Source organism: Rickettsiella endosymbiont of Dermanyssus gallinae (assembly GCF_019285595.1).
GTDB lineage: Bacteria > Pseudomonadota > Gammaproteobacteria > Diplorickettsiales > Diplorickettsiaceae > Rickettsiella_B.
Map to the genome: position 1 here is coordinate 229,192 of NZ_CP079094.1, position 15,759 is coordinate 244,950.

16 protein-coding genes and 1 tRNA gene are annotated in these 15,759 nt (G+C 40.2%); 11 read left to right on the forward strand and 6 right to left on the reverse strand.

Annotated elements, in window-relative coordinates; genetic code table 11:
* Window positions 1-67: 67 nt before the first annotated feature.
* From proC to KX723_RS01195, 3 genes are all read right to left on the reverse strand, one after another.
* A complete protein-coding gene (gene proC / locus KX723_RS01185) occupies window positions 68-946 on the reverse strand; it encodes a pyrroline-5-carboxylate reductase (RefSeq protein ID WP_218814304.1) in 879 nt (292 codons plus the stop codon).
* An 80-nt stretch (window positions 947-1,026) separates the two neighbouring features.
* Window positions 1,027-1,665, reverse strand: coding sequence for a nucleotidyltransferase family protein (locus KX723_RS01190; RefSeq protein ID WP_246562478.1), 639 nt, complete (start codon window positions 1,663-1,665; stop codon window positions 1,027-1,029).
* A gap of 43 nt (window positions 1,666-1,708) precedes the next feature.
* Window positions 1,709-2,707 (reverse strand): aminoglycoside phosphotransferase family protein, encoded by a 999-nt coding sequence (locus KX723_RS01195; protein WP_218814306.1) that lies wholly within the window; start codon window positions 2,705-2,707, stop codon window positions 1,709-1,711.
* A 330-nt stretch (window positions 2,708-3,037) separates the two neighbouring features.
* Here KX723_RS01195 and dapA point away from each other — a divergent pair, with 330 nt between their 5' ends.
* The 3 genes from dapA to KX723_RS01210 all read left to right on the forward strand — a co-directional run bounded on the left by dapA (window position 3,038) and on the right by KX723_RS01210 (window position 4,286).
* Window positions 3,038-3,913 carry a 4-hydroxy-tetrahydrodipicolinate synthase gene (gene dapA / locus KX723_RS01200; protein ID WP_218814307.1) on the forward strand — a complete coding sequence of 292 codons (876 nt, stop codon included), beginning with the start codon at window positions 3,038-3,040 and terminating at the stop codon, window positions 3,911-3,913.
* 10 nt (window positions 3,914-3,923) lie between these two features.
* Window positions 3,924-4,151, forward strand: a complete 228-nt coding sequence (locus KX723_RS01205) for a hypothetical protein (RefSeq protein WP_218814308.1) — start codon at window positions 3,924-3,926, stop codon at window positions 4,149-4,151.
* A 44-nt stretch (window positions 4,152-4,195) separates the two neighbouring features.
* A tRNA-Ser gene (locus KX723_RS01210) sits at window positions 4,196-4,286 on the forward strand.
* Window positions 4,287-4,300: 14 nt separating this feature from the next.
* Here KX723_RS01210 and thpR read toward each other — a convergent pair.
* Complete coding sequence (gene thpR / locus KX723_RS01215; protein ID WP_218814309.1) at window positions 4,301-4,882, reverse strand: RNA 2',3'-cyclic phosphodiesterase; 582 nt, start codon at window positions 4,880-4,882, stop codon at window positions 4,301-4,303.
* Window positions 4,883-5,182: 300 nt separating this feature from the next.
* Between thpR and KX723_RS01220 the strand changes: the two genes are divergently transcribed.
* Window positions 5,183-6,562, forward strand: a complete 1,380-nt coding sequence (locus KX723_RS01220; RefSeq protein ID WP_218814310.1) for a cytochrome ubiquinol oxidase subunit I — start codon at window positions 5,183-5,185, stop codon at window positions 6,560-6,562.
* Window positions 6,563-7,558, forward strand: coding sequence for a cytochrome d ubiquinol oxidase subunit II (cydB, locus tag KX723_RS01225; RefSeq protein ID WP_218814311.1), 996 nt, complete (start codon window positions 6,563-6,565; stop codon window positions 7,556-7,558). It abuts the gene before it with no gap.
* 267 nt (window positions 7,559-7,825) lie between these two features.
* On the opposite strand, the gene KX723_RS01230 is transcribed toward cydB, so the two are convergent.
* Entirely contained in the window at window positions 7,826-8,680 is an 855-nt protein-coding gene (locus tag KX723_RS01230; protein ID WP_218814312.1) for a hypothetical protein, read from the reverse strand.
* 167 nt (window positions 8,681-8,847) lie between these two features.
* Here KX723_RS01230 and def point away from each other — a divergent pair, with 167 nt between their 5' ends.
* Genes def through KX723_RS01250 form a run of 4 tightly spaced genes read left to right on the forward strand, consistent with a single transcriptional unit; the run spans window position 8,848 to window position 12,158 of the window.
* A complete protein-coding gene (def, locus tag KX723_RS01235) occupies window positions 8,848-9,357 on the forward strand; it encodes a peptide deformylase (RefSeq protein WP_218814313.1) in 510 nt (169 codons plus the stop codon).
* Window positions 9,354-10,298 carry a methionyl-tRNA formyltransferase gene (gene fmt, locus KX723_RS01240; protein ID WP_218814314.1) on the forward strand — a complete coding sequence of 315 codons (945 nt, stop codon included), beginning with the start codon at window positions 9,354-9,356 and terminating at the stop codon, window positions 10,296-10,298. Before def ends, fmt begins: the two co-directional genes overlap by 4 nt.
* Window positions 10,291-11,592 carry a 16S rRNA (cytosine(967)-C(5))-methyltransferase RsmB gene (rsmB, locus tag KX723_RS01245; protein ID WP_218814315.1) on the forward strand — a complete coding sequence of 434 codons (1,302 nt, stop codon included), beginning with the start codon at window positions 10,291-10,293 and terminating at the stop codon, window positions 11,590-11,592. Before fmt ends, rsmB begins: the two co-directional genes overlap by 8 nt.
* A gap of 35 nt (window positions 11,593-11,627) precedes the next feature.
* Window positions 11,628-12,158, forward strand: coding sequence for an OmpA family protein (locus tag KX723_RS01250; protein ID WP_218814316.1), 531 nt, complete (start codon window positions 11,628-11,630; stop codon window positions 12,156-12,158).
* Between the two features lie 116 nt (window positions 12,159-12,274).
* On the opposite strand, the gene KX723_RS01255 is transcribed toward KX723_RS01250, so the two are convergent.
* A complete protein-coding gene (locus tag KX723_RS01255) occupies window positions 12,275-13,174 on the reverse strand; it encodes a GIN domain-containing protein (RefSeq protein ID WP_218814317.1) in 900 nt (299 codons plus the stop codon).
* 170 nt (window positions 13,175-13,344) lie between these two features.
* Here KX723_RS01255 and argS point away from each other — a divergent pair, with 170 nt between their 5' ends.
* On the forward strand, window positions 13,345-15,105 hold the full coding sequence (argS, locus tag KX723_RS01260) for an arginine--tRNA ligase (protein ID WP_218814318.1): 1,761 nt from the start codon (window positions 13,345-13,347) through the stop codon (window positions 15,103-15,105).
* Window positions 15,105-15,755, forward strand: coding sequence for an SPOR domain-containing protein (locus KX723_RS01265; protein WP_218814319.1), 651 nt, complete (start codon window positions 15,105-15,107; stop codon window positions 15,753-15,755). The genes argS and KX723_RS01265 overlap by 1 nt, the downstream gene beginning before the upstream one ends.
* Window positions 15,756-15,759: the final 4 nt, after the last annotated feature.

Here is a 15,759-nt window from a genome sequence, read left to right on the forward strand (position 1 = left end):
AAATAAAGCCCTTAACTACTTTTGGAAACTAGTTAAGGGCTAAGCGCAAGGTTTTTTAAAGTAAGTGCTATTGATTTTCAAGCTGCTTTGCTAATTCTTCAGCACGTTGTTTCGCAGCTAACATGGCTTTTTTCATTAATTCAGCAAAATGACCTTGTTCTAAAACGTTTAAAGCGGCTTGGGTTGTGCCGCCACGTGACGTGACGTTTTGTCTTAATTGCTCTATGGATTCCTTCCCCTCGCTCTCAATGGCCATTCGTGCAGCGCCCAGTGCAGTTTGCTGACTTAATAAGGATGCGGTTTCTTTAGATAATCCCAATTCAGTGCCCGCATTTTGTAAGGCTTCAATGAGTAAAAAAAAGTAAGCAGGGCCACTGCCTGATAAGGCAGCGACGATATCGATTTCTTTTTCCAGCTTACACCACACAACGATTCCTACGCTGCGAAATAGCGCTTCAGCTGCATCTTTTTGTACGGATGAACAATGATGATTAGGGAATAATCCTGTAGCGCCACAGCCTAGCAATGCAGGGGTATTGGGCATGCAACGAATAATGGCGATATTGTCATCTTGTAGATAGCTATGAATGGTTTTTAAATTGACACCTACCGCAAGAGAAATAAGTAACGGTTTTTTTTCTAGAATAAGATCAGTAATCTCGGTTACCACTTCTTTTAAAATCTGTGGTTTTACGGCAAGTACAAGCACCTCAGCGGTTGTAGCGACTAAGCGGTTATCGGTACTCGTATGAATCTTTAATTTTTTTAAATGCTCGAGCAGTGCTAGATTGGTATTGCTTGCCCAAATATTGTTTGCATCATAACCATTATTTAATAGACCTCGGATTAGGCTATTTGCCATATTGCCCGCACCGATAAAAGCTATACGCTTTGCACTTGAATTTTCAGCAGCGTTCCCGCTCAATTCGCAATCCTCATGTATCATATATACACTCCGGTTGCTTCATTTTCGCGGCGCCTTGCCGAAAATCCCATTGCTGTGAGTATATTTGCAGAGGTTGCATACTATTTATTTTCCTGCTTTAGGTAGCTATCGAGACGTGTTAGTTCATTCAATGTTCCGACATTAAACCAACTACCTTGGTAATGTTCGCCGGTTATTTTTTTTTCATTAATGCGTTTATTGAATATCTCGGACAGTGGAAAGGCTTGCGGTTTGCAGTCTTTAAAAAGCTCAGGATGATAAATACCAAGATTAGCAAAGGTAAATTTTGGTGATCCGTTTAAATCCAATAGTTTATTCGGTAAAAGATGAAAGTCACCTCTAGGATGAAAATCTGGGTTATCGACTAAAATAAGATGTGCTTGCGCCGTGCCAAGCTTATGTTGTGATAACTTTTCTAACGGATACGCTGTCCAAATATCCGCACTGATGACAAGAAAAGGATCGCTGCCTAAAAAAGGTAGTGCTTGGCAAATTCCCCCGCCTGTTTCAAGCGCAGCGGGTTCAAATGAGTATTCTAGATTTACACCATAAAGATGCCCGTTCCCTAAAGCATCTATGATTTGTTTTGCTCGATAAGAAACATTAATGACAATATCTTTTAGGCCAGCATCGGCTAGTTTTAGTAACTGATGTACGATAAAAGGTTTATTTGCAATCGGAAGTAAGGGCTTGGGTATTTCATCCGTTAAAGGCCGCATGCGCGAGCCTCGACCCGCGGCAAGTATCATGGCTTTCATTTTTTTATGTCTCGCTCAGTTTATTGTGGATATTGGGTAATAAGTGTTTTAATTCAATGAGCTCAGGATACTTTTCACAGACTTGTTGTAAGTAGCGTAGAAGACGGCTCGTACTAGTAAGGTATTGAGGCTTGTTATCTCGATAACAAAGACGTGCAAAAATACCTAAAACTTTTAAATGTCGTTGAATGCCTATTAAATCAAACCAGCGAATAAATTCTTCGCTAGAAAACGAATGCTTTGGCATTAGCATATCATGAAAATTTAATGTCCACTTTTCGACTTGGGCTTCTGGCCAATCAATATAAGCATCTCGTAATAAAGAAACAGCATCGTAAGTAATAGGGCCATAGATCGCATCTTGAAAGTCCAATATCCCCACTTTTTCTTTGTCTATTAATAATAAATTACGTGAATGATAATCCCGATGTACGCAGACACGAGGCTGCTTGAGCGCTGAAGTAATCAATAGCTGAAAAATTTTTTCAAGTGAAGCGCTAAGCTTAGGTGTCATAATCAGGTTTAGATGGTTGCCTAAAAACCAATCGGGAAATAAGTTTAATTCAACACGAATAAATTTCTCGTCAAATAAGCCTAAAGGTTGATTATTAGCTAGTTTTGGCTCACAAGCTTGAATTTGGGGAATAACAGCCAGGGCACGTGTGTATAAATCATCTGCGGTTTCTGTATTTAATAGGTTGAAATAGAGATCGTTGCCCAGGTCGCTTAATAGGATAAATCCCTGTTCTAGATGATAGTTAAGAATGTTTGGGGCGTGGATGCCTTGACTGGTGAAATTTTTAGCAATGGAGATAAATGCCGTTATATCTTCTTTATCGGGTGGTGCAAACATCACAATATGGCTGTTATTATCCATCTGCACCCGAAAATATTGGCGAAAACTTGCCTCATTGACCAAGGGTTGTAATTCGAAATTGCGTAGTGAACACGCTGTTTCTAACCAACTTTTTAGCGTGTTTAATTTATTCATAGCAGTAGGCATGAAGTTGACTCTTCTAAACCAAGATATAGGTTTATTACACGAAGGTTCATTTTTTGTAAATATACTCTTGGCACTTTAATTTTCGGTGGCGTTCCCGTTCAACTCGCCCTCCTCATGTGCGCTGTATACACGGCGGTTGCTTCGTTCTTGCGGCGCCTTGCCGAAAATCCCATTGTTGTGAGTATAGTTCGACTATTGACGATATAGTTTACAATGGAACTGACTTGATTATCTACAAGCTTCCCCAGTAGTATACCCTGGTAAGTTCGCTTGACTCTATTTTTGCAGCGGGAAGTATTTTTCCTCGTTTAGGACAAGGTGGGATCGGATATGTTTCATGGCAGTATGGTCGCATTGTTAACGCCTATGCGTGAAAGTGGAGATATTGATTATCTCTGTTTACGTAATTTGGTTGATTGGCATGTTGCACAAGGTACAGATGCTATTCTCGTTATGGGGACAACTGGCGAGCCTGCGACACTGAATGCCGAAGAGAAAGAAAACGTTATTAAAACGGTTGTAGAAAAAGTTCATGGCCGTATTCCCGTGATTGCGGGCACTGGAACAAATTGTACGCAAACGAGTATTGACCAAACTCGGAAGGCCATGGAAATAGGGGTTCAAGCTTGTTTATTAGTAACCCCTTATTATAATTGCCCGACCCAAGAAGGTCTTTATCAACATTACCGTTCCATTGCTGAAAAAGTGCCTATTCCACAGATTCTTTATAATATTCCAAAGCGAACCGGCGTTGATTTGTTGCCTGAAACAGTTTCTAGGCTTGCGGGTATTACTAACATTGTGGGGATTAAAGAAGGCCGACCTGCTTGTGCAAAAGCTATTATAGAATATTGCGGTAGCAATCTGGATATTTATAGCGGTGATGATAATGTCGCATTAGAAATTATACGTTTGGGTGGCAAAGGGGTTGTTTCAGTATTAGCTAACTTATTACCAAAAGCAGTGCATGAGCTTTGTGAGGCCGCAAAAAATACGGATTGGGATAAGGCGGAAGCGTTAGAGCAGCAACTCCAGCCTTTTTGTAAGGATTTATTTGTTGAAACAAACCCTATCCCGGTTAAATGGTTAGCGGCAGAACACAAGCTAATTCCAACCCCGCATCTGCGATTACCCCTGACGACCTTGTCATCGCAGCATCAAGCAACTTTAAAACCGCTGCTAAACCGCCTTACGACTTTTACCTAAATAAAGCACTATGAAGTTATCTTTTTTGTTACTGTTAAGTTTTGTTGTTAGTGTAACCGGCTGTAGTTCGGTCAATAACTATATAAAGACGCATAAGTCTCAATATCTCTATAGTCAGGATTTAGGGCCGTTGAAAAAACCAAATAGCTTAAAAATAAAGCAAACACAGTATATAATCCCCGAGATAAATGCAGCAAAGCCTACACAGTTGCCTGATTTATATCCGCCTATAGATTGAGCGGGAACGCAGCAAAAAATTCAACTGCGAAAAATGTACAGATTGGAGAGGTACCGAAGCGGCCATAACGGCGCCGACTCGAAATCGGATGAGGATGCAAATCCTACGTGGGTTCGAATCCCACCCTCTCCGCCAAGATAATTAAATCCCTACACCTTTGCTGTGGCTGTTTGAAGTGAAATATATTCAAGGGGTGTGTATGTTTGGTTATATTCGGTTTTTTCACTGTGAAACAATACAATTTTATTTACCAACATAGGGCTAGCATTTAATTTAAGTTCTTCTCGTAGATTAGAAGTATGCTGGTGAACAATTCGACCTAATGTTAAATGAGGTAGGTAAGGCTTTGTTTCGGGTGGGAAACCTAAACTTCCCGCAACTTCTTCTAAGGAATGAGCTAGCTCAAAAAGTTGTGAAGTAGGAATGATATCAGCCGCAATGGCACGAGGTGCCGTGGGGGAGGGGAAGAAACGAATATTATGTAATTGTAATGGAAAAGGCTCAATTTTTTTTATTGCTTTATGCGCGCCCTCAGCAAGTGCTGCTATCAGAGAGCGATTGGTAGTACCTAGAAAACGCAAGGTGACGTGTAGATTTTCTGGATGTATCCATCTAACACGATGTCCCCAAGATTCGTGCTTTAACTCATCAATCAGTTGAGTTAAAGCGAGGCGTAATTCATTGTTTAATTCAATGGCGAAAAATAAACGTAAAGGATCATGAGTGCTCAAGTGTAGCTTCCTTACTAAAGACTATGACATTTAAGACAGTACGGTATTTTAAGGGAAAAGGGTAGAGCCTTCTAGCCAAGAAAAATTTCTATACTGCAGATAATTGCACAACCGTTTATTATACCCTACTATATAGTGTTTTCCTTGTCAGATATTGACGATAAGTGCTGTAAACTTAAACTTAAAAATTGCTGTTATTTTAAAATGAGCTTTTTCAATCGCTAGATTGACTTTTTGCACATTCGTTTATATTAAAATAGGTTATAATAGAAAAGTCCTTTTCAGTACAATTAACTCCCTATGATTATCGATACCACTTTACTGTCCCGTGCACAATTTGGGTTTACGATAGGTTTTCATATCTTGTTTCCTACGCTCAATATTGGTTTAGCTGTCTTTTTGTCGATTATGGAAGGTTTGTGGTTAAAAACCGGCAAGCCAGTGTATTTAAAAATTTGCCAGTTCTGGACAAAGATATTTGCGCTGACCTTTGGTATGGGTGTGGTTTCAGGTATTGTTTTAGCCTATGAGTTAGGAACTAACTTTGGACCCTTTATCCATGTAGCGGGAGGCGTATTAGGTGCTTTGTTTGCTTACGAAGTATTAAGCGCATTTTTTTTAGAAGCCGGCTTTTTAGGTATTATGTTGTTTGGTTGGGATAAAGTTGGCCCTAAGTTGCATTATACAGCGACTTTATTAGTGATGTTGGGTACTACTATTTCTGCCTTTTGGATTTTAGCAGCTAACTCTTGGATGCAAACACCAGCAGGGTTCCACGTTGAAGCCGGGAAATATGTTGTAGACAGTTGGTGGGCAGTTGTATTTAACCCTTCCATGTTGCCTAGTTTTTTTCATATGCTGATGGCTTCCTATTTGACGACTTGCTTTGTGGTTGCTGGGGTGTCAGCTTGGTATTTATTAAGGCAGCAGCATGTTGAACTAGCAAAAATTTGTTTTTCGTTTGCGCTAGGAGCGGCAATTATTCTTGCCCCAGGACAAATTTTATTAGGGGATATGCTTGGGCTAAAAGTTCAAAAATACCAACCGCTTAAAACAGCAGCGATAGAAGCAAATTGGCAAACACAAAAAGGAGCGCCTTTAATTTTATTTGCTATTCCTGATGTTAAGCACGCTAAAAATCTCTATGAAATTAGTATTCCAAAATTAGCTAGTCTTATTAATACCCACCACTGGGACGGTACTTTAATCGGCTTAAAGAGTGTGCCTGCTAAAGATAGGCCTGTCATAGAATCTACTTTTTGGATGTTCCGTGTCATGGTAGGGATTGGCTTATTATTTTTCTTAGCGGCCTTGATCGCATTGTGGTTATCCATTCGTGGTCGGCTTTTCCATTATCGAAACTTTTATCGCTTTTGTGTTGCGATAGCGCCTTTAGGATTTTTGAGTACGATAGCAGGTTGGGTAACAACCGAGTCTGGGCGTCAACCTTGGATTGCTTATCATTTAATTCGTACTTCACAAGGCGCGTCTACGGTTCCTATGCACCAAGTTGTTATATCTTTGATTTTATTGATTAGCGTTTATGGCATCGTATTTAGTTTTTATTTGTTTTATCTCTTTAAAGTGATACGTAAAGGGCCAGCCCCCTTACCGCATGAGTCAATAACGGATGTCATTACAGAGTCTCCCTTTAAATACATGGCGCCTGAGGTTAAATAGATGTTATTAATTTTGACATGGGCAGTGATCATTTCATTCATTATTATGATGTATGTATTGCTTGATGGCTTTGATTTAGGGATAGGCATTTTATTTCCTTGGATTAAACACGGGCAGTATCGCGATATTATGATGAGCAGTGTTTTACCTGTTTGGGATGGCAATGAAACTTGGCTAGTATTTGGTGCAGCGGCTTTATATGGGGCTTTTCCGTTGGCATATAGTGTTTTATTACCGACGCTGTATATACCCATTATGATTTTGTTGGTCTCTTTGATCTTTAGAGGTGTAGCATTTGAATTCCGGTTTAAAGCACATCGTAGTCAATTTGTTTGGGATATTGCTTTCGCAACGGGTTCTACCGTAGCTGCTTTTATCCAAGGCGTTATTCTAGGGACATTTGTAAAAGGATACGGTAGTCACTTACCACTTCCACATACTACCTATCAATGGTTGACACCTTTTAGTGTTTTTACTGGCCTGGCTGTTGTTTGTGGTTATGCACTGTTAGGTGCGACTTGGTTGATTGTCAAAACCGAAGGGAATTTGCAAGACCAACTTTATAAGGCAGCTAAGATTTTGTTAGGCTTAGTTACTTTTTTCTTGGTAGGGGTAAGTTTTTGGACGCCTATTATTGAGCCACGCGTGATAAAAATTTGGTTTTCATTGCCTCATTTTTACTATTTAGCTATTTTGCCACTCTTAACATTAGTTATTGTGCTTTATAATTTTTATTGCCTATATAACCGTAAAAAAGAAAAGGCACCTTTTGTTCTTACTATGGGCTTGTTTATTTGTTCTTACCTTGGTTTTTGTATTAGCGCATGGCCTTATATTATTCCTCATTCGGTTTCAATATGGGATGCCGCTGCAGCACCTTCAACTTTAAAATTTACATTAGTCGGTACCGCAGTGTTGTTACCTGTTTTATTGATATACACGCTTTATTCTTATCATGTTTTTCGCGGTAAGGTAAAAGAATCTATTCACTATTAATTATAATAGACCTCATTTCAAATGAAAAAACGTACTCGAGAGTGGCTCTGGTTTATCGGTTTATATATAGCGGGCGTTGCAACGGTTGCGCTGGTATCTACCTTGTTACGTAGTTTAATCCCACATTAAATATACTTTTCACACTTGAATGTTGGGTTGTGTTCCCGTTCGTCTCGCAATCCTCATGTATGTTGAATACACGGTGGTTGCTTCGTTCTCGTGGCGCCTTGCCGAACATCCCATTGCTGTGAATATAACAGACGAAAATTAAGTCGCAGGCGCTATTTTATTAACTTCTTGGCTAATATTGTCAAGTGATAGGCTAGCTTTTGTGTGGCCTCCAAACATCATCATTCTGGTTTCCTTGCGTATTAAAGGAATTAGCTTTGTAATGAGCCACAATAGTTTATCTAGAAAACTTGTTGCTTGAGTTGATGCTTCTGGGTGATGTTTTTTATAGCGCTCTATTTCTAGATAACTATCTAATCGGAATTTATTAAAAGCTTCCATTCTTTCGCTTCCTTTCGTTTTTTCAGTACTTCCTGAACTATTTATTTTGAGTAAGCTAGAAAAATAGTTATTTGATAAAATTTTTAACTCCTCAACGAGATGTTTGGCAGCCGTTTCATTCTGTAAATAAATAGGAAGTTTTTCGATGGTATGAATTATATTGAAGTAAGCTGTAAGCTCAGCGCCTGAATTTTCTATTAGTTTTTGAGTGATCGTATAAGCTATGCGATCTTCTTCGCTTCCAAAAATGGTAGAAAACCCATGTTTTCCTTGGTAGGCTCTACTGAACTGATCACAGATTAATGTTAACTCTCTGGAGCTATTTTTTTTCAAAAGATTATCGAGATAATTAAAAGTTTTTTCTTTTGAATGCGTAGGATTTAATAATCGAAGATTTTCATACAGTTGGGTATAGAGTAGAACAGCTAGAGAAAGATGATTTTCTGCATCATCCCTATTAGAGGCGTTAATGGTTTTTTCTATCGCCTCTCGCAGCGTATTATTTAAATTTGCGTCTTGTATGTTTTTAATTCTATCCACAAAGCCACCTATGCTTAAACCAAAAACGCCCACGGTTCTTTTTTTATATAAATCTCCTTGTATTATCAACAAGTTAAATTAAGGCATCCTTAACCGACGAAATAGGATAGATAAGCCGCTACCAGATCAGCTGTATTTATTGATATATGAATCAATGATTGACTAACGGGATTAAAGTCAGGAAAATCACCGCTTAAATCGAGTAATAATTGAGTGACAAAGAATAGCTAGTAGAAATTATGGCCATACGTTCCATTATCCATTTACCTGACCCCCGTCTGCGCGCACCTACTGAAGCAATCACTAGCTTTGATGCTGCTTTACAGCAGCTCATTGAGGATATGTTTGAGACCATGTACGCTGCGAAGGGTATTGGTTTAGCTGCACCACAAATTGCTATTAATAAAAAGCTAGCAGTTATTGATGTTTCTAATGATAAATCATCCACCTTGTGCGTAATTAACCCTGAGATTGTGGAAAGACGCGGTGAAGCACTCATGGAGGAAGGTTGTTTATCAGTTCCTGGTGTTTATGATAAGGCGCCTCGAGCATTGTGGGTAAAGTTATCTGCGCTTGATAGGCATGGAAAGCCTTATGAGATAGAAGCAGAAGATATATTGGCGCATTGTATTCAGCATGAAGTAGACCATCTCAATGGGAAATTATTTTTAGATTATTTGTCGCCGCTTAAACGCCAATTAGCACGTAAAAAGCTAGAAAAAATAAAAAAACGACAAGGTAACGCTTGAACATCATTTTAGCAGGCACACCTGAATTTGCTTTACCAAGTTTGCAAGCGTTGCTTGCGTCAGAACACCAGGTAGTGGCTGTGTATACACAACCCGATCGGCCCAAAGGTCGGGGGCGCCATTTGTTAATGAGCCCAATCAAACAACTTGCCTTGGAAAAAAATCTACCTGTTTGTCAGCCAATAACGTTGCGAAACGTGGATGAACAGAAAAAGTTAGCGGCGTGGAATGCTGATTTGATGGTGGTGGTTGCCTATGGTCTTATTCTTCCACCGGCCGTTTTAGCTATTCCTCCTCTTGGCTGTATTAATGTTCATGCATCACTATTGCCTCGTTGGCGCGGTGCGGCGCCGATTCAGCGTGCTATTTTAGCAGGCGATGAAGAAACGGGTATTAGTATTATGCAAATGGATGAAGGCTTGGATACAGGACAAGTTTTGCAGGAAGTTTCTTGCAAGATAGAACAGACAGATACCAGCCAAACCTTACAAGATCGTTTGGCCAAATTGGGCGCTCAAGCATTAGTGACTAGCCTAAACAACGTAGAACAAGGAAATTACCAATTAAAGCCACAAAGTGATCAAGGAAGCACTTATGCTAAGAAGATAGATAAAGCAGAGGCAGAGATTGATTGGTCTCAAAATGCGGATGTTATTGCTAGAATGATACGTGCTTTCAATCCTAAGCCGGTGGCCTATACATTTTTAGGCGCGCTTTTATTGCGGGTTTGGTCGGCTGAGGTTTTAGATCAAAGTTCAAATAACCCTCCTGGAACTATTCTACACGTAGGAGAGCAAGGAATTGACGTCATGACGGGAAGAGGTAGTTTGCGTTTATTGCAGCTACAACTACCAGGAGGACGTTGTTTACCCGCTTCTGCACTACTCCATTCAAAATCACATTTATTTAATGTGGGTACTCTCTTAGGTCAGCATGATTAATCCTCGCGCACTGGCGGCACAAATAATTGCACGTGTATTAGGGGGCGCCTCATTAACCGACGCCTTTGCCGAAGGTATGCCTAATACCGTTGAATCTCGAGACAGAGGATTTATACAAGAGCTATGTTACGGCGTGATACGTTGGTATGAGCCTTTACGGCAAGTTTGTTCTTACTTATTAAAAAAACCACTGAACATTAATGACCGAGATATTTATGCTTTGCTGTTAATCGGGTTATATCAGTTTGTTTATTTAAAGACAGCAGCACATGCGGCGGTCCATGAAACAGTACAAGCGGCCAAAGATCTTAAAAAAAATTGGGCAGCACCTCTTATTAATGGTGTATTACGTTCGTTTCAGCGCCAACAAGCCGGGTTGCTAAAAAAACTGCCTAAGGAAGCGCATTATGCACACCCACGTTGGTTGTTGAAAAAGCTACAGCACGCATGGCCAAAGGATTGGCAAGCTATTATAGAAGCGAATAACCAAGCACCGCCCATGAGTTTGCGTGCTAATCGTCTGAAGATCTCTAGAGATGATTATTTACCAAACCTTCAGGCTAAAGCGATAGAGGCGATATTAAGCCCTATAAGCGATGTGGGTCTTATTCTTAATGAAACCTGCAGTGTGTATGGATTACCTGGTTTTTCAGAAGGGGAAGTCTCTATACAAGATACGGCAGCACAATTAGCTGCTTTTTTGTTAATGCTACAGCCTAAACAGAGTGTGTTGGATGCTTGTGCGGCACCCGGAGGAAAGTTTGCGCATATCTTAGAGACACAGCCAGATTTACAGACTGCGGTGGCACTTGACCAGGATAAAACACGTTTAAGTAAAATCGAAGAAAATCTTTCACGTTTAAGATTAATGCGTGATGGTGTGAAGTTAGTTTGTACAAAGGCGCAGGTATTTAAAGACAGTTGGAAAGGCGAACAGTTTGATAGAGTGCTGTTAGATGCACCTTGTTCAGGGACAGGCGTCATTCGTCGACATCCGGATATCAAACTATTACGCAGAGAGGAAGATATTGATAAGCTTGCTCAGCAGCAATTGGAGCTTTTAGTTTCACTTTGGCCGCTCCTTAAGCCAGGTGGGATTTTGCTTTATGCCACGTGTTCGGTACTGCCAGAAGAGGATCAAGACGTATTACAGCGTTTTTTACGACAACAGTCTGATGCGCATGAACAGACAATTGATGAAAAATGGGGCGTCGCTTGCGGAGTAGGACGACAAATTTTTCCTCAAATTCAGGGTACAGATGGCTTTTATTATGCTAGATTACAGAAAAAATGAGATAGGGTATATCCCTCGTAAATGAGAACAATTCCATGATGAAAATAAAATCCCCCTTTTTTTGTAGTTTATTGCTGCTAAATTTGTTTTTGCTTTCGGCCTGCTCAACAACGCCTACGCAGTCAAATGATGATTTGCATGCCGCTAAAGTTGAAAAAATCACACCATCGGCTAATAAAAAACAATTGCCACCTGCGCTTATTCAAGTGATTCAAAGCTCAGATCGTCTGAGAGTGGTTCTCTATAGCGATGTTTGTTTTCAATCCAATGGGCGATTAACGATGGAATGCTCAAAGCAACTGCTTGATGCAATGAAAACAATGAAGCAATATGGCGATGGCCTTATTCAAGTGGTGGGATATACAGATGATATCTATGATCCACAAACGGCAAACGAGCTTTCACAGCGCCAAGCAGATACTGTCGTTGCTTTTTTATGGTCTCATGGGATTGGGTCACGGCGTTTGGGTGCAACAGGGTTTGGTAGCCATGATCCTATTGCGAGCAACCAAAGCGTAAAAGCGAGCGCGGCTAACCGCCGGGTTGAGATTACACTTGTTAAATAAAACCACAGTTTCGTCATGGCGAGGCCGAAACTTCGTTGCGGCCGTGGCCATCCAGGAAAAATTAAATAATGTTACTGGATGGCCACACGCCTTCGGCGTTCGCAATGACAAAAAGGTTAATTACTAAGCACTAAACCAGTGTTTTTAGTAAAAGTATTTAGGAACTCCACCGGTTTTGAATAATAAATAGTACTGTTATCTTGCGCTAACGCACTTAATTTCTGTTTAACTGAAACTTTAGCGTTGGCTTGATTTTTCGTTTCAACAAACCCATTCTCTGCCCTGAGTTGTTTTGCAAATAGATGACTTTTTTCGCTTAGATGCATATCTAAGGTTTTAGTAACGCCGGCTAGAAAAATCTTTTCGTTGCCAGAAGCGTTTATTTTTAAATAGGGGCTATTGACCCAATGAACCAGGAGCGTCCCATTTCCTGTCAGGTTAATAGTATGTAGTGCAACATCACCTTCTATTTTAATTTTTCCTGAATTTTTACCCTGTATGCTCAAATCAGTACTATTGACATGGTAGAGCGAAATATTGCTTTCCCCATGGCTAACTAAAGACTTTAAGTTTAGTTTATTAGTGCTCAGGTTAATACTGCCGTTTCCGCGGCTAATGAGTGATAAAGACCCCGTTAGTCCTTGACCAAATAAACGACCATTACTATTGAAGTCAATCTGACTTAATTGAGAGGGCGTAGTATTAACTTTAATGGTGAGCTTGTCGCCGCGATGTGGTCTATAAGTCCATTTTGTGTCTAGATATAAAGTGTGGTTTTTTATTTTCCACGTTACTGCAGAAACTGTTTTAGGATCACCGAAAATCTGTAAGGGAGGAATAGAAGGGTTGGTTTGACTGGTGTCTATAGTGACATTAACCGGACCTTGTATCGATAAGGCAGAAAAAGCTTGAACCGCCACATTCTTTCTTACCAAAGGGGTAGAAAGCGTTTGAGCCGTAACCGGCATAGAAAAATAGGACAAAATGGGGAGTAGGCAATAGAGCAAGGGTTTCATAAATAAGCCTCTTTTTATTATTTGGGGGGATAGTACGCTCCTCTTATAAACTTTTCTAGTTAGTCGCTAATTTAGTTGATAGGGCCGCTTTAAGAGAAGCGCGCGTACTATTTTTCCTTAAGATGATTGGGGTATACTCTTGAGCTCATACGCCTACCGATTGAATACTTATGAAGCCTATTATCCAACAAGAAATCAAAACTGCTTTAGCAGCAGCAGAGGTACCCCCTTTATCTTCTTTGACCATTCAAGTGGACTATGCGAGGGACAAGTCACACGGGGATTTTTCAAGTAATATTGCGCTACTTCTCGCTAAGCCCTTAAAAAAACAACCACGCCAGCTAGCAGAGCAGATAGCCGCCCATATAGATTGTTCTAAAGCTACTTCGATCATAGAGAAGGTTGAGATAGCAGGGCCAGGATTTATTAACTTTTTTTTAAAAAAGACCGCCTGGTATCCGGTTATCGATAGCGTTCTAACGCAAGCAGAACACTTTGGTGCTTCAAAAATCGGAAAGGATGAACCCTTATTAGTAGAATTTGTTTCGGCGAACCCTACCGGCCCTTTGCATGTAGGACATGGGCGCGGTGCGGCGTATGGTGATTCACTCGTTAGGTTACTGAGAACAGTGGGTTATAAAGCTCATGCAGAATATTATGTAAATGATGCAGGGCGACAAATGGATATTTTGGCAACCAGTGTTTGGTTGCGTTATTTAGAAGCCTGCGAAGAAAAATTTGCATTCCCTAGTAATGCTTATCGAGGTGCTTATGTTCGTGGAATCGTTGAGCAACTTTTGGCGAAATATGGAAAGCAATTTTATAAGCCCGCGTTATCTGTGTTCGAAGCTATTCCTGCCGATGAACCACAGGGCGGTGATAAAGAAGCTCATATTGATGCCTTGATTCTAAAGGCGAAAACTTTATTAGGTGCGGATGATTATCAGAAGCTATTTGATATGAGTCTAAATGCGATATTGGATGATATTAAAGAAGATTTAACGGCGTTTAGGGTTAATTTTGATAATTGGTTTTCAGAAAATAGTTTGTTTAAAACAGGTTTTGTAGACAAAACGATTGAACGGCTAAAGAAAAATGGTCATGCCTATGAAGAATCGGGTGCATTATGGTTTAAATCGACTGAATTTGGTGATGATAAAGATAGAGTGTTGATCCGAGAAAATGGGCAAGCGACTTATTTTGCAGCGGATGCGGCGTACCGGCTATGCATTTTAGAAGAGCGAGGTTTTAAAAAGATGGTGAACATATTAGGTTCTGACCATCATGGCTATATAGCAAGAATTCAGGCGGTTATTCAGGCTTTAGGTTACCCCGCTGCGAGTTTAACGGCATTATTGGTACAATTTGCGGTGCTTTATAGGGGTGACAAGAAAATACAGATGTCAACGCGTAGCGGAGAGTTTGTTACTCTGCGCGAATTGCGTGAAGAAGTAGGTAGTGATGCGGCACGATTTTTTTATGTGCTGCGTCGTGCAGAGCAACATATGGATTTTGATTTGGATCTTGCAAAAGAACAGTCAAATGCGAATCCCGTTTACTATGTGCAGTATGCATATGCGCGTATCTGCAGTGTGATGCGTCAACTCAAAGCGAAAGCGTTAAATTGGGATAAAACTATAGGCATGGACTCATTGACGCAATTAAAAGAAGAGCAAGAAATTGATCTATTAATTTTGTTGAATCGTTATCCCGAGATGTTAGAGCAAGCGGCGAATAATTATGAACCACACCTAATAGCGCATTATTTGCGGGATTTAGCGCAGGTTTTTCATGCTTATTATAACCAACATGTTTTTTTGGTAGAGACAGAGGGTTTGCGAAATGCACGTTTAAATTTAATAGCAGCGACTCAGCAAGTCATAAAAAATGGTTTAGATTTATTGGGTGTAGAGACAATGGAAGTAATGTAATGGCTAAAGACTACGCTAAATATGCAACTTATCAAAAAGTACGTGCAAATCGTAGCCGTTTTTGGGCTCTATTGGGCTTAGTGGTTGCCTTATTTATGTTGGTTCTAGGATTATTTTTTTTAAAATCACATAATAAACAACAAATAGCGCAGCAAGCAGAAGATAAGTTAAAGCAGAAAATATTGGAGGCGCCTGCGCCTAAACCACCTGAGCCAAAATTCGATTTTTATAATATTTTGCCCCAGGATAATTTAACATTATCTTCCCAGTCCCCGGCTGTTACCACGATGGCTGAAGAAGCCTCTGTCTCTTCCGCTTTGAAAAAACCGTTAGATGGGTTACTAAGTACCACGCCGGAGCAAGTTGCCATAGCGGAAGCTAAGAAGCAGCTGGAGCAAGAAATGAGCCAGTTCAGTAATGAGACATACAGCCTTATATTAGGCAATTTTCAAGATGTTTCTCAAGCAGAGCAATATCAGGCCCAAGCGCTTTTAAAGGGATTTCCGGTGCAAAGTAAAGTAGTTAATGTGAATGGGGGCGTAAATTACCAGCTCTTTATGGGGCCTTATACCTTGGCCATTGCTTCGGAACAGCAAAAACGCTTAAATACGGCGGGAATGCAGGCTGCTTTATTAAAGGTTAAGTCTTAAAAGG

What these genes read in the sequence shown, in the direction of transcription:
- proC (WP_218814304.1), bottom strand. Translation starts at nt 946, where the DNA reads ATGATACATGAGGATTGCGAATTGAGCGGGAACGCTGCTGAAAATTCA.
- KX723_RS01190 (WP_246562478.1), bottom strand. Translation starts at nt 1,665, where the DNA reads ATGCGGCCTTTAACGGATGAAATACCCAAGCCCTTACTTCCGATTGCA.
- KX723_RS01195 (WP_218814306.1), bottom strand. Translation starts at nt 2,707, where the DNA reads ATGCCTACTGCTATGAATAAATTAAACACGCTAAAAAGTTGGTTAGAA.
- dapA (WP_218814307.1), top strand. Translation starts at nt 3,038, where the DNA reads ATGTTTCATGGCAGTATGGTCGCATTGTTAACGCCTATGCGTGAAAGT.
- KX723_RS01205 (WP_218814308.1), top strand. Translation starts at nt 3,924, where the DNA reads ATGAAGTTATCTTTTTTGTTACTGTTAAGTTTTGTTGTTAGTGTAACC.
- KX723_RS01220 (WP_218814310.1), top strand. Translation starts at nt 5,183, where the DNA reads ATGATTATCGATACCACTTTACTGTCCCGTGCACAATTTGGGTTTACG.
- cydB (WP_218814311.1), top strand. Translation starts at nt 6,563, where the DNA reads ATGTTATTAATTTTGACATGGGCAGTGATCATTTCATTCATTATTATG.
- def (WP_218814313.1), top strand. Translation starts at nt 8,848, where the DNA reads ATGGCCATACGTTCCATTATCCATTTACCTGACCCCCGTCTGCGCGCA.
- rsmB (WP_218814315.1), top strand. Translation starts at nt 10,291, where the DNA reads ATGATTAATCCTCGCGCACTGGCGGCACAAATAATTGCACGTGTATTA.
- KX723_RS01250 (WP_218814316.1), top strand. Translation starts at nt 11,628, where the DNA reads ATGATGAAAATAAAATCCCCCTTTTTTTGTAGTTTATTGCTGCTAAAT.
- KX723_RS01255 (WP_218814317.1), bottom strand. Translation starts at nt 13,174, where the DNA reads ATGAAACCCTTGCTCTATTGCCTACTCCCCATTTTGTCCTATTTTTCT.
- argS (WP_218814318.1), top strand. Translation starts at nt 13,345, where the DNA reads ATGAAGCCTATTATCCAACAAGAAATCAAAACTGCTTTAGCAGCAGCA.
- KX723_RS01265 (WP_218814319.1), top strand. Translation starts at nt 15,105, where the DNA reads ATGGCTAAAGACTACGCTAAATATGCAACTTATCAAAAAGTACGTGCA.